The 18,313-nt window shown below is 53.1% G+C and carries 16 protein-coding genes; 2 read left to right on the top strand and 14 right to left on the bottom strand.

The features are described from left to right. Positions 1–95: 95 nt before the first annotated feature. Complete coding sequence (locus KXG62_RS20840; RefSeq protein WP_218093945.1) at positions 96–308, bottom strand: hypothetical protein; 213 nt, start codon at positions 306–308, stop codon at positions 96–98. A 162-nt stretch (positions 309–470) separates the two neighbouring features. Between KXG62_RS20840 and KXG62_RS20845 the strand changes: the two genes are divergently transcribed. Next, complete coding sequence (locus KXG62_RS20845) at positions 471–1,379, top strand: helix-turn-helix domain-containing protein (protein WP_218093946.1); 909 nt, start codon at positions 471–473, stop codon at positions 1,377–1,379. A gap of 229 nt (positions 1,380–1,608) precedes the next feature. Here the strand turns inward: KXG62_RS20845 and KXG62_RS20850 are convergent, their stop codons facing one another. Both KXG62_RS20850 and KXG62_RS20855 read right to left on the bottom strand, forming a co-directional pair. Then, on the bottom strand, positions 1,609–3,321 hold the full coding sequence (locus tag KXG62_RS20850) for an arylsulfatase (protein ID WP_218093947.1): 1,713 nt from the start codon (positions 3,319–3,321) through the stop codon (positions 1,609–1,611). 184 nt (positions 3,322–3,505) lie between these two features. Further along, positions 3,506–4,510: a ComEC/Rec2 family competence protein gene (locus tag KXG62_RS20855; RefSeq protein WP_218093948.1), complete on the bottom strand. Its 1,005-nt coding sequence runs from the start codon at positions 4,508–4,510 to the stop codon at positions 3,506–3,508. A 245-nt stretch (positions 4,511–4,755) separates the two neighbouring features. Between KXG62_RS20855 and KXG62_RS20860 the strand changes: the two genes are divergently transcribed. After that, positions 4,756–5,574 carry an alpha/beta hydrolase gene (locus tag KXG62_RS20860; RefSeq protein WP_218093949.1) on the top strand — a complete coding sequence of 273 codons (819 nt, stop codon included), beginning with the start codon at positions 4,756–4,758 and terminating at the stop codon, positions 5,572–5,574. Between the two features lie 139 nt (positions 5,575–5,713). Here KXG62_RS20860 and KXG62_RS20865 read toward each other — a convergent pair whose 3' ends face one another. From KXG62_RS20865 to KXG62_RS20915, 11 genes are all read right to left on the bottom strand, one after another. Beyond that, the gene (locus KXG62_RS20865; protein WP_218093950.1) at positions 5,714–6,463 is read right to left on the bottom strand and encodes an alpha/beta hydrolase; all 750 of its coding nucleotides are present in this window, start codon (positions 6,461–6,463) and stop codon (positions 5,714–5,716) included. 15 nt (positions 6,464–6,478) lie between these two features. Then, complete coding sequence (locus KXG62_RS20870) at positions 6,479–6,670, bottom strand: iron chelate uptake ABC transporter family permease subunit (RefSeq protein WP_218094034.1); 192 nt, start codon at positions 6,668–6,670, stop codon at positions 6,479–6,481. Positions 6,671–6,809: 139 nt separating this feature from the next. Beyond that, entirely contained in the window at positions 6,810–7,055 is a 246-nt protein-coding gene (locus tag KXG62_RS20875; RefSeq protein ID WP_218093951.1) for a hypothetical protein, read from the bottom strand. 212 nt (positions 7,056–7,267) lie between these two features. After that, positions 7,268–10,381, bottom strand: a complete 3,114-nt coding sequence (locus KXG62_RS20880) for an FIMAH domain-containing protein (protein WP_218093952.1) — start codon at positions 10,379–10,381, stop codon at positions 7,268–7,270. Between the two features lie 161 nt (positions 10,382–10,542). Next, positions 10,543–11,730 (bottom strand): Gfo/Idh/MocA family protein, encoded by a 1,188-nt coding sequence (locus KXG62_RS20885; protein ID WP_218093953.1) that lies wholly within the window; start codon positions 11,728–11,730, stop codon positions 10,543–10,545. Positions 11,731–11,746: 16 nt separating this feature from the next. Further along, entirely contained in the window at positions 11,747–12,565 is an 819-nt protein-coding gene (locus tag KXG62_RS20890) for a sugar phosphate isomerase/epimerase family protein (protein WP_218093954.1), read from the bottom strand. A 286-nt stretch (positions 12,566–12,851) separates the two neighbouring features. After that, positions 12,852–13,727, bottom strand: a complete 876-nt coding sequence (locus tag KXG62_RS20895) for an AraC family transcriptional regulator (protein WP_246627557.1) — start codon at positions 13,725–13,727, stop codon at positions 12,852–12,854. Positions 13,728–13,808: 81 nt separating this feature from the next. Next, complete coding sequence (locus tag KXG62_RS20900; RefSeq protein WP_218093955.1) at positions 13,809–14,177, bottom strand: YrdB family protein; 369 nt, start codon at positions 14,175–14,177, stop codon at positions 13,809–13,811. Positions 14,178–14,368: 191 nt separating this feature from the next. Beyond that, a complete protein-coding gene (locus KXG62_RS20905; RefSeq protein WP_218093956.1) occupies positions 14,369–16,108 on the bottom strand; it encodes a hypothetical protein in 1,740 nt (579 codons plus the stop codon). A 207-nt stretch (positions 16,109–16,315) separates the two neighbouring features. Then, the gene (locus KXG62_RS20910) at positions 16,316–17,149 is read right to left on the bottom strand and encodes a sugar phosphate isomerase/epimerase family protein (protein WP_218093957.1); all 834 of its coding nucleotides are present in this window, start codon (positions 17,147–17,149) and stop codon (positions 16,316–16,318) included. An 18-nt stretch (positions 17,150–17,167) separates the two neighbouring features. After that, complete coding sequence (locus KXG62_RS20915; protein WP_218093958.1) at positions 17,168–18,157, bottom strand: Gfo/Idh/MocA family protein; 990 nt, start codon at positions 18,155–18,157, stop codon at positions 17,168–17,170. Positions 18,158–18,313 lie beyond the last annotated feature (156 nt).

Genomic DNA, 18,313 nt, shown 5'->3' on the forward strand with positions numbered 1-18,313 from the left:
TCTGCATCTGTTTATTCCTTTTTTGTTGTTCGGTAGGACTTACAACAATACAGGATTAGCAGATGTTTTTCCATTTTCAACCTATGAATTTTCTGTCAAGCGCTGATCTCGGCATTGAGCCAAAATTCTTTGGGGAAATACATCTTTAGCGTCACAGGCTTATCGATGACATCCATCTTCCCGGCCGGCTGAACATTCTCGCCCTGCTTACTTTCTGCGCCGTCTTTTTTTCCACCGAAGCTGCATCCCGCCAGTGCCGTTGCAAGAACCACCGCCATCAGCGCAGTCAAATGTTTTCTCTTTTTCAAACTGCTTACCTCCCATTTTTCGATTAAGTGTAAACGCTGCCACACCATTCAAAGAGCGAATGTGCTACAATAAAATAGTAGCATATCGGGATGATGAACAATCGATTAACAATTACGCATTTTCGATTATGTTGAACCCGGGTAAGAAGGAGGATGGCTCGGATGGCCATACTGAGCAGAATCAAATTTGTCGAAGATCTATTTATGCGGATGGCCTGGGTGATCAAAAATGTGGTAAACGCCGAAACGGAGTTCCCTCGGGCGAGTTACGCAAAAACGATCATATGGGTCGTCGTGGAAGGGAAAAGAACGATCGAAGTGAACGGCTTTTTTCATGAAGTGCAGGCCGGGGATCTCGTCGTGATTCCGCCTCAAACGCCCAGAACCGTTCTGCCAAGCAGCGATCCGGCCTCGGGTCCGTTTCATTTCTTTACGATAGGCTGCGATATCAAGATCGGTTCCTTGAACTTTGTGGAGCTGTACAAGGTCCCTTTGCTTACACGGGTCGCGGACGAACCCGGCTTTCAGGAGCTTACGAAGCTGACAGCGGATCTTCTGGCACAGTCCCTGAAAGTGATCAAGGCGCTTCATGCGCTGGATCAGCCCCAGCTGATCATTGCCAGAGTCAATACCGACGAAACGGCTGCGCTGTTCGCTTTAAAAGCCGCGTTTCAAGTCTGGTTCTCCCGCTTCCTCGACATGATGCGAAGTTATTTGCCCGACGAGCCTCAGGAGATCGACCCCCGCATCAGCAAGCTGTGCGCTTATATGCAGATGAACCTGGACCGAAGGCTTGCGCTGCCCGACCTGGCCAAATATTTGTATATCAGCGAAAGCCATCTGCGCCTGCTGTTCCGCAAAACGATGGGGATTTCGCCTTCGGAGTATTTGCGGCAGCTTCGCCTTCAGCGCGCGAAGGATCTGCTCGTCAATACGTCCTACTCGCTGAAGGAAATTGCGGAGCTTTCCGGCTTCGAGACGCTGAATCACTTCAGCCGGGTGTTCAGCACGTACGAGTCCGTTCCGGCCGTCCAATACCGGAAGCGCTATTACGGCAATGCTCAGGGGTAGCCGGGGCCATCGCCGGCCAGTGCCGCACAGCGGAAAGCCCGTTACGCACATGGCATGCGAACGGGCTTGGCATAGCGGAGGAAGCTGAAGCGGGCTTACTGCCGCGTAGTTCTTTATTTCGCATCGGAGGGCGAAATTTGCCCATTTCATAATTGTGATGATCCGGCGCCATATGCCTGCCGTGCCCGGAAAATCGATATCCTGGCATCAGCAGACAGTACGCCCCTCATTAGGCCTTTGGAGCCCCTTTGATTTTCCGCAAATCGATAGGCCCGGTTGGTCCTTCGCCATCGTTTTTGCCCTTCCAATATTTCATGTACTCCTCTTTCTTGAGGACATTCGCCCTCTTCGTCCATTTCTCGTACTCGTCGCTAAGCCGCTTCACGACCTCGGGCTGACTTCCGGCCAAATCATGCATTTCCGTCCCGTCTTTCTCGAGATCGTACAGTTCCCACGGATATTTCTCGAATTTTACCAGCTTCCAGTTGTTGTTCCTGACGCCGCAGTTACCCTCATGCTCCCAAAATAAATATTGCTTGCTCGTCGTGTCGTTCTTGAGAATGGACAGCATACTGGTTCCTTCAGCCGGTATAATCTTATGTCCTTTATATTGCTCCGGATATTTGGAACCGCTTACCTCGAGAACCGTCGCCATCACATCGGTGAGCTGCGCAGGCTTTTTCCTCAGCGCGCCTTTCTCCTTCAAGCCGGCAGGCCAGTGCACGATAAATGGAGACGCGATGCCGCCCTGATGGATGTAATGCTTATGCATGCGGAAGGGAGTATTGGATAAAGTGGCCCATCCGGCACCGTAATGACCGTTGCCCTCGGCGTAACCCGGCCCGCCGGGCAGCTTCGTCGTATCTCGAATATTGAGGAATTCGGAATTGCCCCCATTGTCCGACAGAAATACCAGGAACGTATTGTCGAGCTCACCGGACTTCTCCAGCGTTTGAATAAGCCGCCCGATATTTTGGTCCATGCTGTCGACCATCGCGGCATATACCTCCATCGCCCGGAGCCTCCAGGACTTGGAGTTTTCTTTCTCCCAATCGCCGGCTCCCGAATCGTTCATGGAAGGCAGCTCCCACTTCGGATCGATGATGCCCCTCTCCTTCATGCGGGCAAATTTCTCCTGGCGCAGCGCATCCCAGCCCCGGTCGAACCGGCCTTTATACTTGGCGATATCTTTGTCTCTCGCCTGAAGCGGGAAATGCGGAGCCGTATACGACATGTACAGGAAAAAAGGCTTTTCCGGCGTCGCGCTCATATGATTCTCCAGCAGACCGATCGCTTTATCCGTCATATCGTCCGTTGCATAATAATTTTTGCTGATGGACTTGGGATCGACCTTCACCCCGTTCAGCGAAATGCTCTCTGTGGCGTAATAGTCGACGCCGAGATAATGGTAAGCTTTGTCAAAGCCTCTCTGATGCGGAAAAGCGGGGCCCAAATGCCATTTGCCCGACATATACGTGCTGTAACCGTTCTCCTTCAGCACCTCCGCGATCGTCACGCAGCTATCATTCAGCTTCTGCGTATAAGGACCGAAGTAGCCTTGCAGATGCGCCATTCCTGCCTGGTGAGGGTGCAGCCCGGTCAGGAGCGAAGCTCTTGACGGCGAGCAACGGGCCGTATTCGTAAATTGGGTTAGTCGAATTCCGCCTGCGGCCAGCTTATCCAAATTCGGCGTTTCGATCTGGCCGCCATAGCAGCCGATATCCGAATACCCGAGATCGTCTGCCAAAATAATGACGAAATTCGGCTTCTTGTTCATCGCTGCAGGACGCTGCGGAACGCTCCCTTCTCCCGCAGGCAACGCTCCGCCTCCGGGATTCGACGGACTGCGCAGCAGCCAGCTCGCTGCCGAAGCGGCAAGCACGGTTCCTCCTATCGCTCCGAGACCGATCATAAACTGTCGACGCGATAATTTTTTATTCATTCCCATATTCCTCCACCTACACTCTGTTAGAATCATTACGGCCGTCTTGTGCAACCGGACAGCCTGCCATCGTAGATAGAGTTATTATATCAACAGGCGTTACGCGAGCCTACGTCAGGATCGATTAAGCATTTTGCCGATTCGATTAAACTGGGCGATCTCGGTTGGCTGCCGGATCGCCGGATCATTTGGTAGGAGTTCTGTCCTTCTCGGTGACCACATTCAACTGCTTGCCGTCCGATATGATCAAGATGTTGCCATTCAGCCCCGTAGAATAGACGTCCGAGCCTGTCTTTTCGTATCGCTTAAGAACGTCGAGGCTGGCGAATTTATTGTTGCTCAGCACCGTTACTTTCGGCGTTGCCTTGTTTACGAAATCCGGCGAGGAGGAGGAGGCGCCCCCATGATGCGGCGCATGTACGAAATCAACGTCCAGCTTATCGCCGTACTGTGCAATCAACTCCGCTTCCCTGTCCTTGTAGATGTCGCCGGGGAACAGGAATGTATTGTCCTTATAAGTCATCTTGACCACAAGTGAATAGTAATTCAGCGTACTTGCATCGTAATCTTTAATCGCGGCAGGCAGCACGCCCTTCTTCGGACTGAGCACCTCGAATTTCACGTCGTTCCCGAGCTCGAAGGTATCGCCTTCCTCCAACATTTTCTTAGGTATTTTCTTGCGGTCTAATTGAGCAATCACTTTGTTGTAATTATTGGAGGCGGTGTATTCGAAATGTTCCATATAATATGCTTTGGCGTCCTTCACTCGGAGGATTTCGGCGAATCCTCCGAGATGGTCGCCGTGAGGATGCGTGTTATATACGATATCGAGCGTTTTGACGCCCAGTTGATCCAAATACTTGACGACTTGTCTGCCGACATCGGGAATGCCGCCATCGATCAGCATCGTTTTCCCGTCCGGGCTCGTGATAAGATAGCTGTCCCCCGTTCCTACCTTTGGATCTTTCAGGTGAAAATAACGGATAGTCAGCATCCCCTTATACTTCTCCACATCGAATACTTCCTTCGTCCGCAGCTCCGGCTCGTTCTTCGTCTGCTCCTGCGGCAGCGGCACGGCCGCTTGCTTTGGCTCTGGACTGACTTGTGCACAGGCCGCCGCAATGAGTAAAACGCTTACAGAAAATACCCCTGCAGCTTTCAGTCCGAGCCTCCTGATTGAATCTTTCATATAATCATCCTACCTCTCCGCCGTATAAAATAAAATCGAATAGAAATGACACCGGTGTCATAACTGCTTATAAAGTAGTACGAATCTCTTCGCTTGCGATTAATTAAATCTTATATTACATAAATTGTCAATGGCTATCTATGGATCATGCCCACCTAGGTTTGTGCCAACAGTGGTTGTACACATCCCGGCTCTCTAAGTATAATAGGAACCGGAACATATGGAATAGGTGGGGAGTTCACTTTATGGAAAAGATCACGTTCGAATCCGTCGTTATTCCTCGCTCGCAGAGGAGAGTCATGATGTACCGGGGTCGGGAATATCACATATTCATTAGTACGCCTGTCGAACCCCCGCCTCCATCCGGTTTTCCGGTTATTTATTTGTTAGACGCCAATTCGGTGTTCGGCACGATGACTGAGGCGATCCGTGCGCAGTCGCGGTTTCCCGAACGAACGGGAGTATATCCGGCCATTGTGGTGGGGATCGGCTACGATACCGAGATGCCTTTTCACCCTTCCCGCCATTATGACTTTACCCTCCCTGTCCCAAGGAGCCAGCTGCCACCCAGCCCGGATGGTAAAGAGTGGCCCGAACAAGGCGGTGCGAAAGCATTCTTAACGTTTATCGAGGAAGTGCTCAAACCGACAATTGCCCGCGATTTTCCCGTCGACGCCAGCAAGCAGACGTTGTTCGGACATTCGCTCGGAGGCTTGTTCGTCTTGTTCGCGCTGTTCACGCAGCCGTACGGCTTTCACAATTACATTGCCGGCAGCCCTTCAATCATCTGGAATGAGCAAAAGCTGCTTGAGAAGGAGCGCCTGCTGGCCGGGCTGCTGCAGGACAACAGGCAGATCCGACTTTTGCTCGCAGCCGGGGAGCTGGAACATACGCATGCAAGCTTAGTCAATGCGAAAGCCCAAGCGCTTGCAGAACGTATGTCCGCCATTGGGAACGACGGTCTCGCTGTCGAATACAGGGAGTTTGCGAATGAAAGCCATATTTCCGTACTGCCCGTCTTAATCAGCCATGCGATCCGTTTCGCCTCGAGCACAAACGCCTGATAACGTCCTTCGCGTCATGCATTTGCCGGAGCTATCGAACAATCACCGGAGAGATTCTGAGATGCTGAAAAATCCCCTAAGAGCGTCGCTCCTAGGGGATTTCACTTTCACTCTTCATCCCGTGCTGAATTGTGCCGGATCAGGCTTTCGGACCGGGATAGATGAATCGCATGGCGTTCGGAAAATATTGATTGAAGTAGCTGTGATCGTGCACCCCTTGCAGGTCGGTCTCGAACTTGAGTTTGCCGCTCCCTCCGGGAATTTTCCCCTTCAATATTTCGTACGTCTTCTTGTTGTTCGGGACCATATATTGCTGCAGCGTGGCCCGGCCTACGCCCTCTTGCTCTCCAACGTACATATACATGCGAATTTCGTCTTGAGCGAACGAACGGCTTTCCACAAACTCCACGAACTTCTCGTACCACAGCGAAGCGGACATTAACGCGAAGCGGCCGAAAAATGCAGGCTTCTGAAAGGCAGCATACAAGGAAATCAACGCGCCCAATGATCCGCCTGTGATTCCGGTTTGCGCGGGATCCGAAATGATCCGGTACTTCTCCCTCACAAAAGGAAGGACCTTTTCCGTTACAAAGGCCAAATAAGTATCGCCTTCGCCGTTAAAGAATCCGTCGCTCCGGAGCTCCGGTGCTTTCCACGGCGTGTACTCATGGTTGCGCTCGATCGGCTCAATGCCGACGAATATCACTTCCTGCGTCACGCCGCTTGCAAAGTCTTCCTCCAAGGCAGTCATTGAATCAGCGAACAAATAAGTACCATCCTGCACAATGACCGACGGATACTGTGCGGACGTATTTTCGCTATAGGAAGGCGGCGTATACACGTGAACCGTCCGATTTTCAAAGGAAAGCGTATCAATTGTTCCCTTCATTTGCATCATCTCCTCTTATGCTTTGCCTTTGTACAATAAATAGATGAAATACGGAATGCCGATCACCGCAGCGACCAGGCCGACAGGAATTTCGGCAGGCGCGACATTCTTGGCGATATAATCGGCGGTGAGCACCAGGAACATGCCGATCAATCCGCTGACCGGAAGCACATACCGGTGCTGGATTCGAACCAGCTGCCTTGCAATATATTCATTTTATTGATAATGATTATCAACGTCAACAACTTCATATGCAAAAGAGCGCCTCCTTGATGGCGTTGGGGCTCGGACCCTTGGACACTCCATCCCATCGAGACGCTCTCCTTTGGACAAAGCCGTCTAATCGTTACCGCCGCTCGGATCTTCGCTTGCCCGCAATCGTGAGAATTCCGGCTATCGTCAGCAAACACCCTAATATAAACGGAGGAATAAAGTACGCGAGCGCTTCCGTGTCCTCCCAGTGCAATGTAAAACCGCTGCATCCGTTTGGACTCATGCCGCAAGCAAACGCATTGAGCCAAATCCACAAGAGAGCGGTGGCGATGCAAATCAGAACTCCAATGATTGTGAGGACCATACCGAATCGTCTCAATCCATTCTCTCCTCCGTTCCGATTTTGCGTAAATTGAAAGTCATGATAAGTAACTTATTCATCGATATGCCATATTATCCCTTCTCCGGGCTGAGCTTTCTCTTGCAAAACATTCGATAGTCGGGGACATGGAGCATCGCATGACGGATTGACGAAGCCATACATAAAGAGAGGGCATCCGACTTGGGAGCCCCCTCTTCCTTGCACGCTATTTACGAAAGATACAATGCTTTCAAGGCGGACGCATCGCTGAATAGAACGGACGCTGCCTTGCTCGTTGCTTTGGCTGATGCCGCTTTACCGCCGAGGTGCTTGATGAAATCGTCGAGATGCTTGGCGGCCTTGCCCCGATCTCCCTTGTCGATAAAATGCTGCGCCTGCTTGAGCGAATTCGTCAACTGGGCCGCCAGCGAATGTTCAATCTCGCCGGATCCGATGTAGAACTCAAGCTCGCCTTGCAAGGAAGGAAGCGTGACGCCGACGGTCAAGGTGACGCGATTGGTCGTATACGTCGTTCCGTTTATCGTTACTTCCGCCCATATGTCCGAAGTGCCGGGGCTTAGGGCAGTCGGCTTGCCGTATACGAAATCAATGACCGACGCATTGCTGCTGTGGAATACCGGATTGCGCTGCTCCAGCCCTTCGATCACGCGTCTTTTCTCCAGCAGCCCCTGAATCGTGACGTCGGCCGTCTGACCTCGCAGCAATTCGGTTAGCGAAACGTTCAGCTGTGCACCGACAGGCTTAAGTACGAGTCCCGGGATCGAAAGCTTAAGCAGGTTGGTTTCCTCCGTCAAGTAAAATTGGCCGAAATCGTCCTGCGTCATCCAGTTGCGAAGACCGGCATCGCGAATGACGGTAAGCTGCTTCGTCGCCGCATGAATCGTAAAAAATCGGCTGCCCTGCACTCCGTATACGTTCCCGTCGGTCCCAATGGTGAACTGGGCGTCCCTCCATATGGCGCTCGAATACGATTTCGTGCTGATTTGCTGCGTATGGACGATCTGTCTTGTCACCGGATCGAAAATAAACAGCGTATCTTCATCCGATCCCCATATATTGCCGTCCGGTCCGACGATCAGCTCGGTGATCGCCTTCTTCCCTGCAACCGGCGTGATCTCCAGCACTTTTTGCTTCTGCTCTATATCCCAAACGAACAGCTTCGCTTCCGTCGCGACAGGGTCTTGGCCGAGCCCGCCCCAGATGCCTGAGCCGCCGTAGATGAATCCGTCCTTATACGTTACCGCGGTCACGCTCTGTCCGTCGACGACGTTCGGGTACGCTTCCCGCACCCGGGTGTTCAGGTCGTAAATCACGAGCGCACCGCCAAGCAGGCCGTAATCCGGAACCGTACCGACGACGATTTTATCCCGGTCCCCGATGATCGTCCCCGCGAGCGCGCGGTCCTGCTGCCCGACATCATAGGCCGAGAACAGCAGCTTCGGATTCGGTTGAACCGGATCTTTCACATTCCACGGCTTAGCCGGATCGAATTCGAACACCTTCGCATTCGGATAAGCGGCGAAATACAGCTTGCCCTTATGGCTGTAGATCCGGTCTGTCTGGGTTGCCGGCAGTTTTTGCCCGAGACCGAGCGTTTCGTTGGTGTATTCCGTTTTGACGCCTGTCAACGGATCGTATATCGCATTGCCGCCCGACAAATAACCGCTTGTGCTAATCTTTCCGTAGGTTGTTTTCTCTACGGTTTGAAGCGCTGTAGGCTCACCCTCGACAGGAATGATCGTGTACTTGATATGGCCTGTGCTCAAATTGTATTTGAATATGCGGCCCTCTCTCGTAAAACCGACCAACGAATAGCCCGGAAAATCCGTTTCGCCCAGCTGCGCGAACGTAAATCCGTACGCATCGCCGTCCGTGTACACATTCAGCGACTGGTATGTTCCCGTATCCAGATCATAGTATCCAAGCCGCGAGTTTGCGGTATAGTACACTTTATTGTCGACTGGAGACTTCGGCGAAACGAGGCGCGATGTGACCGTGCCGGACGTTACGTCGAACTGCTGCGTCTCCAGATCCATCGCCACCGTGCCTCCCGGCGAGAACCGCATAAACAGCTTGCCGCCGGATACCGTCATGTCGAAAATAAATTCCGCCGAAGCAAACTTGGCGGGAAGCGGGATCTCGATCTTCTCTCCCGTATCGACGTTATACTTGATCAGATGCGCGTGGGAGCCGATGCCAAAATAGTACGAGCGCCGCTCTTCGTCATAAGCGACCGAGTACGTATACGCCTCATCCGGCATGACGGAGCCGAGATTCGTCAGTTGATTGCTCGCGATGCTGTACTCGAAAGCTTCGCTCTTATTGTAGGTGCCTCCGATCAAGGTGCCGGCCGGACCGTTCTTCATATCGAAGGTTTGCGAGCCGACCGCTTTGCGGATGAATTGTACTTTGTCCGCTCCCGGCACATACTTGAACAAGTAGCTTGGCGTACCCGCCAAATAGACGGTCCCGTCCGGCTGTACGGCCAGTCCGCGGACGTATGTGGAGGCGTATGTCGTATTGCCGACCTTCTCCGATATCGCAATTTGCGCGATCAGCGTTTCCGTTCGGACATCGACGACGAGCAGACTGGCCGGGTTGCCGACCAAGGTGGAGTATGCGAGCAGGTTGCCCGCCGCATCGCGGCCGAATGCGGCCCTGTGCGTATTGATCGTATGGATTTGGGGCCCGACCGTTGTAATTTCATACGGGATCGTCCCTCCGTCCTGCGGTTTCACCGCAAAGGAGAGGTCATCGACGTACGTTTGCCCCACACTTGCCGAAGCGGTATAAACCAAGATTCTGGCTACCGTGGCGGCAGCCGGCGCCTGGGATTCCGTGCTCACATCGGTCCAGGCGGCAGCCGGCTTTAACGTAGCAAGGGATGCCGGCGCAATATAGCCGGTTACGGCATTATCGCTCGCGCTTCTGTAATACCGGACAGCTGCATAGATCGTGCCGCTCGTATCGTTCGTTTGGACGTGGAAGACATACTTGTTCCCCGCCGTCACGTCGATAGGATCGCTGTACACGACGATGGATGCGTTCGTTGCGGTATCGGCAACAAATAGGCTGCTGCTGCCGGAATGACTGCTGCGGTCATTCACTTCCACTGTAATGCCCGGCTTGATCGCGCCCGCACCGCCGTATAGCGACCATCCCGGAATGGAGCCGTCCTCATTCAAGGGAAGCTCAAAGCCGGGATTCGCGATCAGATTCGGCATCGCGGCGTCGGCACGGACTGGCTGAAGCGGAAGCATCCCCGATACGACGGTCAATAGGATGGCAAGCAGTGCAAATATCAATGGTTTCGTACGCCACATGATTCGGTTACACCCTCCACTGAATCGATTCGAATTCGAAACAGCTTGTTCTCCTTCGTGTAACCATCGTAATCGTACGATGAAACGCCTGCTTTGCTGAAAGTAATGCATTGGGGTCCGTATTTGACTGTACGTGCGCGAATTATAGCCCTTATGGTTTATTATGATGTTGAGAAAGATCCGGACATATCCCAATCCGTTTCATTTCTGCCCGCCTTCTTGTACTTCGAGCTTCGGATCAGCTCTTTCAATATGCGCTCATATTCATCCGCATCAAACGGCACATCGACCATCGCTTTTTTAAAGGAAGAAAGCATAATGCCATTGCCGATGGTAAGTCCCTTGATCCCTTCCGTGCCATGCGCGATCAATTCGCCTCCGCCTCTCAGGATCGCTTGAACGAATGCTTCCGTGACAACCTTATGACCGTTCGGCTCGGATTTTCTCACCGGAATTTCCGTATACCAGCTCTCGACGTTATCAAAGCCGCTCTTCGATTCCCGCAGATGCTGCAGCATCGAGATGCGGTTTTTGTAAAGAATGATCTTCCCGTTCTCATAGACCAGCTTCCCGTTCTCTCCGATAATTTCCATCCGGTTCGTTCCCGGTGACTCGGCCGTAGTCACGATAAAATGCCCGATCATGCCATTCTCATGTTCAAAATAGGCGGTGACCTCGTCCTCTACTTCAATATTGTGGTATTTGCCGATATGAGCGTGACCGCTGATCCGTGCCGGAAGACCGAACAGCCATTGATACGTATCCAGATTGTGAGGACATTGATTCGTCAGGATGCCGCCGCCTTCCCCGGCCCAGGTGGCGCGCCAATCGCCGCTGTCGTAATAAGCCTGGGAACGGAACCATGCCGTATTGATCCAGGTGACGCGGGTCAGTCTTCCGAGCTCGCCGCTATCGACGATGTCTTTCAGCTTTTTATAGAACGGCAGCGTACGCTCCTGGAACATGATGCCGAACATCAGATTCGGATGTTCCCGATTCGCTTTCTCGTAAGCAGCTAGCGACTTTTTCGCATCGTTCACGTGGACGGCCAGCGGTTTCTCGCACATGACATGCAGCCCTCGCTCGAAGGCATCAACGGAGATTGTCGTATGATCGTAGTGCGGGACTGCGATGATGACCGCCTCCAGTCCCGAACGATCGAACAGATCGGTATGGCTATAATAGGCGTCCGTGCCGCATTCCACGGCATACTGATCTGCCCGCTCCTTCACGGTATCGCATACGCCAACCAGTTCGACATGATCCATCGCGCTTAAATACCGAATATGCGTACGTCCGATATTGCCCAAACCGACCAACCCGATTTTCACTTTATGCTGAACGCTCATCTCAATCCCTCCCGACTTAATTCCAAGTCATCGACGCTTCTTGCAGCAGCTTCTTCAACGCTTTCACGGCATAGACGAAACGCTCCGCTCCATCCTGCTCCGGCAAATATTTTTGCAAATGCGGCTCAAGGGAAAGATAGCCGGAGAATTGATTCCGTTTCAGATGCTCAATGAAAGCCGCGAATTCGCCGTCCCCTTCGCCGGCCGGAACGAAAATGCGCTTCTCCGAAAGGGCGTCCTTCACATGAACATACGCCAAGTAAGACTCAAGCTTCGGCAGCGCTTCGGAGACGGGCTTGACCCCGTTCATGACGAAATTGCCTGGATCCAGTGCAAGCCGTAGGCGCGGGGAATCGCATGCGGCTAATACATCGAGGCAGCGATCGGCCGTATTGCCGTACACGCCGCTCTCGTTCTCCAGGACCAGCGTCACCTGATATGACTCCGCCAAGCTAACCAGCTGCTTCAAGCGGGAGATGACTTCTTCCCGGTATGTCGCATGCTCCCCCTCGGCGACGAAGTAAGAGAATACGCGAATATAAGGCGCGTTCAAGAAGCCCGCAATTTCGCCCGCCCGCTTCATATGGCTAAGTTCCTGTTGAAAGTCGTCCTGCATCTTGAATTTGCCGATCGGCGAGCCGATGGAGGAAATCCGGAAGCCCCGGGCGTCCAGCAGCTTTTTTACGCGCTCCAATTCGTCATCCGTCAGCTTGAGCACGTTTTTGCCCCAGACGCCGCGAAATTCAATATGGGAGATGCCTTCAGATTCCAATACTTCCATCTGCTGCTCTAGGTCGGCACCTATTTCGTCTGCAAAACCGGTAATCGTGACCATGAAATTACACCTTCCTCTTATCGTATTCGCCCTGCTTCCGTTCGATTGCCCGTACGGTCAACGTCAGTTGAAGCTGTTCTGATCTTAAATCGTTCACATTGCAACTATGGTTCACCGTATATTAAGCGCTTACATAATGGATTTATGCCGATTTCCGTCCTGCTCCCGATATCGATATGCCCGCCAATCCGGTATTCGAATCCGAATGATCCCGATCCCCCTTCGCGCGTTTGGTAGGTTTGACACTTTTTATTGTAGCAAAACGGACGATGTACAACGATGATTGTCATTGACCGGATTCGAAGCCGGAATGAACTGAAATTGACTTTTTAATCCGCTCGCGGAACTGTTCCGGCGTATCCCCTACATACTTCCGGAACACCCGGCTGAAGTGCGTCACATGCTTAAACCCGAGCTCGTAACCGATCTCGGTAACGGTTCTTCGCTTCTCCTCCATCAGGAAAATCATTTTCGCCTGGTTGATTCTGCGCTGGTACAAATAGTTGAAGATCGTCACCCCGGTCACTTCGCGGAAAATTCGCGACAAATAATACTTATTGACGTGCATCGATTTCTCCAGCTGCTCGAGATTAAGATCTTCCGCATAATGCTCTTCAATGAATCGGATCAGCTCCTGCACATGATATTCTTTTTGCGAGGCGAGTTCTTCCTTGTGTCCGATCGGCTTCTTGAAGAAGTGGAACACCATAAACATCAAATCCATGAACGCCACGCGAAACCGGTTCATCGATACCTCGTCGGTCCGGGAATGAAATTGCTGCATCGTTTGCAAGGCGGCTTCAAATTGCTGGCGGTCCTCCCCCTGCAAGTTTATTTTATAATTTTTCAATTCCTCGAACGGCTCCAGCACGTTGACGGTAAATAAATGCTGAACAGCCTTCCGGACATAATCCGGTTCAAAGTTAATAAGGGAACGGACGTACTTGAAGTGCTCATCGACTTTCGCATTCGGGCAGTGCAGCGTCATCCCATGCATAATGAGAAGGTCCCCCGGAGCAAGGACATGGATTTGATCTCCAATCAAGTAGTTGCCTTTTCCCTCATGAAAATAAAAGATTTCAAAATTGGGATGCGATTGAAAAACCGAACGGAATGGCGTCGATTTTCGATATACGAATTCAACCATTTTCAAAGGCTCCATAAGCTGCACCCTTTCCTGCGTTATCGATAAGCAGATCGCTGGAGAAAGAAACATGTGTCGGCTAAACGTAAAAGCTTACTGTCATTTCCTAATAAAAGGCTTAACCATATCCTCAGGTGTCCCGCCGATGAGGAGCAGCAGCAGCCGATTTCCAATATGAAGTGCCGCATAGATCACGGCGGCCACCAGATAGCCCGACCTTATTAAGCCGTAAGCCGCTGCTCCGACGAGCACAAACTCGATGATGACGACTGCAGCTATAGGTAAAGCGATCCTGGCTTTGGGAGAGATGAAAAGTCCCCATACTATGGCAGCTATTAGCGGAAGCCCTGCAGTGAGGACGATACTCGAAACAGTCCCGTCCGCAAGATGATAACCCCCAATGCCCAAGGAGGCGAGGAGGATCAGCTCGAGTACGAACCGGATCACAAGATTGAAGGCGATGAACATGATTGCGCTCCTTTTGCTGCGAAATTTCAGTCATACAACGAATTGGATATTCTACGCACGCATCCGATCTCCTCTATTTCCATAGGATTGCGCATCCGATTGTATCCCGCAAGTAAAAAAGCACACCGGCGTATGTGTGCGTCTCCCCGCCACAAACCGATGTGCTTCGAATGAAATTTTCGATCGAGCCTCTACAATGCAATGCGGTAAAGCACTTCATTCACGGCAAAATAAATTCCGTCTGGGTGCTCCGTGGCGGCCCTGACGATTCCAGGTAGCGCGACCTGCTCCACCTGTCCGTTCTCCGTGTCGATGAGCAGCAGTTTTTTTCCGCAAAAGGCGCCGACCGTCCTGCCTTGACGAGCATACACGAGCCAGCTGCACGGCGCTTCCGTAGCGATCGCCAGCTCTTCCCGGAATTCCAGGCGAGCGGGATCGAATACCCGAATCTCATGGCTAACGCCTACGTATACGTTCCCTGCCGCGGCAAGGATGGCATTGCCCATCTTTTCATGGGACGCCAGCTGTACCGAATGGATCAAGCCCCGATCCGGATGCCAGACACCAAAGTAACCCTGCACTTCGCGGAAAGGGAGGCCGCTGGCGCCGCCATTGGTAGTGAAGTATACGTAACGATCGTCGGCGGCTACCCCCGCGACCTGCTGCTCCGGCACACCATTGTTCCATACTTGGACTTCCCGTGTCTCGGGATCCACTCGGGACAAGGCTCCGCCGTACGTCCCGTACTTCGCCGACCATCCGGTCCACAGTCCGCCGTCCGGTCCGATCACCGTGCGCCCCTCCGGCCTCACGAAATCCGGCTTCACCGGCTTAAGCGATATGGGATTCGCATTGCTCAGTTGATCCCAAGGCTGCTCGGGATCGTAGACAATATGATCGCCACCGACGTAAGCGGACATAAATAGCTTGCCCCCGACAAAACGCATGCCGTATACTTCGCCGCCCGCGTTGCAGACGGAAGACGAATTCCAGTACGTGCCGTCCGCCGGGTTGAACCGAAATATCGTCTGTCCGAATCCGCATGCCCCCCAGATTTGCCCTCCGTCATCGACGGTCAAGGTGTGGATGCGCGTGGCCGGAGCGTCGACGGGAATCCGCTTCAGTACCGGTACCTCATCCAAGGAGTCGATAATGTAGTAATCCTGCCCCCGGACACCGCCCCATCGTCCATTCGCCAACGGGAACGCACGGACCTTGTTTCCGTTCGACAGCACCGCTTCTCTTCGAGGCAGCCTCTCTTCCCATCCGGTGCCTTCCAGCCGTTCAAACGTCGCAGCATCATAAAACTGCCATTCCTGATCTTTCGCCGTAGCAATAAAGTCGGAGTTCGCTTCCCGGGCGATGAAGCCCGGTGTGCCGAAATTTCGGAATGTGCCGGATTCGATATGATACGCTTTCAGGAACGGTTCATCGTATCCGCCTGAGACGAGGATGTATCCGGGTACAGCATGAAAATGACGGCTGTACAGATTTTTGGGATTGTCCGAGACGCGTCCCAGGTTCTCCAGCTTATGCTCCTTCGGATCGTAGCGCAGTAAGGAGCAGCCCGGCCAAGTACCGCCATAGATCAGGTCATCCGATCCGAGGACTATGTCCCACACATATTTCTCGGATGGGTCTCGCAGCGGTTCGGCCCATTCCCGGGTCCGCAAGTCCAGGCTGTGCAAATAAGCATGGTTCGGACATGTGCCCACAATCAGCTTCTCATTATGCCAGTTCACAAGCCCCCAAGCCCCTTCGTCGCCCGGAAGCGCCAGGCTCTCCCCTTGGCCGGTCTCGGTGTCGATGAAGATCAGATTGCCGGTTTGTCCGGCGGCAAAGTTGGACAGTACGATCTTCTCGCGACCGTCGAACGGATCCGTCATTACCGTACTCGCTAAAATATTGAAGTTGCGACAAGGTCTGCTCATTTCCGTTAGACGCATCCCTTCGCGGTCAACAACGTTCATCGTCCTCACCTTTTCCCCGATAAAATAATTACATGTATTATACCTATACCTAAATTATAGAGCCGACCTTGTGTCGTGGCAACAAAAAAAAGAAAAAGGGTTGTTCCGAAGGTCGGTATGACCTGTCATGACAACCCTTGGCCGCAGCTTCGCGCGCGGTATGTGCGGTTATGCCGCCGGTCCGCCCTTAATGATCGCTTCCAGCTGGCGTGCCGTATCGTAGACTTGCTGCAGCGGGTTCGCGGAGTACAGGCCGATCTCGGCGGTAAGCGTGTCTGCGTAGCCGATTTCCTTCAGCGCCGCAACGACCTCCGGCCAGTTGACGTCGCCGGCAAGCAGCGGAACGAACCCGCTTCCGTTGCCGACGGCGGTCTTAAAGTCCTTGACATGGACTTTGACGATCCGGCTGCCGAGAATGCGAATCCATTGCTGCGGAAAGCCGTACAGCAAAATGTTCCCGACGTCGAAATAAACGCCGGCATAAGGCGAATTCAACGTATCGATATACGTCCGCATCTCCAGCGGGGAAAGCAGAAATTTATTCCATACGTTCTCGATCCCCATGCGGACCGCGCGCTGCTCCGCTTCCGGCAAGAGCCTTTGCAGCTCGCTCAAGCTTCGTTCGTAGCAGTCGTCGTAAGAGGTGGCGGCATTGACGACACCGGGCACGACCAGCACGGTGTCCGCTCCCATCCGCTCCGCCAGATCGAGCTGCTTCATCACGACATTGCGGCCTTGCGCCCTTACGTCCGGATCCGCCGACGACAACGGATTTTTCCCCATCAACGAAGTAGAGATGCTGCGCAGCTGTATGCCGTGATCCCGGGCGAGCTTCGCGATCGCATCCGCCTCGCTCGGCGTCGTATCCATCGTCAGTCCTACCCCGCCGGCCGGGTTCACGTTCAACTCGACGGCGTCGAATCCCGCATCGCGGCTCATGGCAAATACGTTATGTAACGGCGTCCCTACGGGAAAGCACCATTGATTCACGCTTTTCAGCATAACGGTTTCCTCCATTCTCTATTGCCGGTCCGCACCGGTCCCGAACGTAAGGGTACGGCCGGTGCTCGCCGATTCATTGGCGGCCAGCGTCACCTCGAGCGTCGCTACGGCTTCGTCGTAGCCGCACAGCACCCGCTCCTGTCGGCCCGTCCGCACCGCTTCGATGAACGCCTTGTCTTGCTCAAGGGTGTAGGCGGCGCCAAGCTTCTCTTCCAGCTCTTGGCTGTTATCGACGATGCGGAGCGTCGCTCCCTTGATCGCTACATAGAAGTCGGAGCCGATCAATTCAACGTCGCCGCGTCCGAACTTCTTGGACATGCATGCGGTGCTGAACGAACCGACCGCTCCGGACTGCAGCGAGAACGAGATGATGCCGACATCCGGAATCGTCGCATCCGGATATTCCTTCCGTATCGCGCGCTGCTCATACCGCGCATGCACCTCCCGGAATTCGCCGGCCAGGTAACGGATCAGATCGACCTGATGCGTAGACTGCTCGACGAGCTGCCCGCCCGATTTGTCCATTTGCCGGAACCAGGGAGTCGGCGGCAAGCTTCCGATTCGGTAAGCGAGAACCATGTCGACCGTTTTGTCTGCGAGGTACGCTTTGGCTTTCTGCACCGATTCCAGATAACGCAGACAATACCCGGACGAATGGATGATGCCCGATTCCTTGATGATTCGGCTTTTGGAGCGGGCGGCCTCCAGATCAAGACCGACCGGCTTCTCCGAGAGCAGGTGAATGCCTCTACGTGCGACGGACTCTTCGATCCCGTCTCTGGCAAATGGCGGCGTGCATATAAACACGGCGTCGACCATCCCTGACTGCAGCAGCTGCTCACTGCTGTCATATACTTGCATCTGGTACTGCTTCCCGATCTGCCGTGCCCGCTCGGAGCTCACGTCATGCACCGCCGCCAGCTTCGCGTGCTCCAGCTTTTGCAGCGTTTTCATATGATGCTCGGCCATGCCGCCTGCTCCGATAAAACCAATTCTCACCTTGTTCATGTGCGAATCCTCCTTGAATCGGATCGTTATATTCGGATCGTTATATAATGAAGCATAGTGGATGTGCCGGGGAAAGTATTTATGCATATCCAACTGGAATTTACGCAAAAAATCAAAAATTTAATAATCTCTTTTATCATCTCATAGGAATGAAAC

Source organism: Paenibacillus solanacearum, from assembly GCF_910593845.1.
Taxonomy (GTDB): Bacteria; Bacillota; Bacilli; order Paenibacillales; family NBRC-103111; genus Paenibacillus_G; species Paenibacillus_G solanacearum.

Bases quoted from the DNA above. Each gene is read 5' to 3' on its own strand.
- KXG62_RS20845 (WP_218093946.1), top strand. From the start codon at position 471: ATGGCCATACTGAGCAGAATCAAATTTGTCGAAGATCTATTTATGCGG.
- KXG62_RS20850 (WP_218093947.1), bottom strand. From the start codon at position 3,321: ATGAATAAAAAATTATCGCGTCGACAGTTTATGATCGGTCTCGGAGCG.
- KXG62_RS20855 (WP_218093948.1), bottom strand. From the start codon at position 4,510: ATGAAAGATTCAATCAGGAGGCTCGGACTGAAAGCTGCAGGGGTATTT.
- KXG62_RS20860 (WP_218093949.1), top strand. From the start codon at position 4,756: ATGGAAAAGATCACGTTCGAATCCGTCGTTATTCCTCGCTCGCAGAGG.
- KXG62_RS20865 (WP_218093950.1), bottom strand. From the start codon at position 6,463: ATGAAGGGAACAATTGATACGCTTTCCTTTGAAAATCGGACGGTTCAC.
- KXG62_RS20880 (WP_218093952.1), bottom strand. From the start codon at position 10,381: ATGTGGCGTACGAAACCATTGATATTTGCACTGCTTGCCATCCTATTG.
- KXG62_RS20885 (WP_218093953.1), bottom strand. From the start codon at position 11,730: ATGAGCGTTCAGCATAAAGTGAAAATCGGGTTGGTCGGTTTGGGCAAT.
- KXG62_RS20890 (WP_218093954.1), bottom strand. From the start codon at position 12,565: ATGGTCACGATTACCGGTTTTGCAGACGAAATAGGTGCCGACCTAGAG.
- KXG62_RS20895 (WP_246627557.1), bottom strand. From the start codon at position 13,727: ATGGAGCCTTTGAAAATGGTTGAATTCGTATATCGAAAATCGACGCCA.
- KXG62_RS20900 (WP_218093955.1), bottom strand. From the start codon at position 14,177: ATGTTCATCGCCTTCAATCTTGTGATCCGGTTCGTACTCGAGCTGATC.
- KXG62_RS20905 (WP_218093956.1), bottom strand. From the start codon at position 16,108: ATGAGCAGACCTTGTCGCAACTTCAATATTTTAGCGAGTACGGTAATG.
- KXG62_RS20910 (WP_218093957.1), bottom strand. From the start codon at position 17,149: ATGCTGAAAAGCGTGAATCAATGGTGCTTTCCCGTAGGGACGCCGTTA.
- KXG62_RS20915 (WP_218093958.1), bottom strand. From the start codon at position 18,157: ATGAACAAGGTGAGAATTGGTTTTATCGGAGCAGGCGGCATGGCCGAG.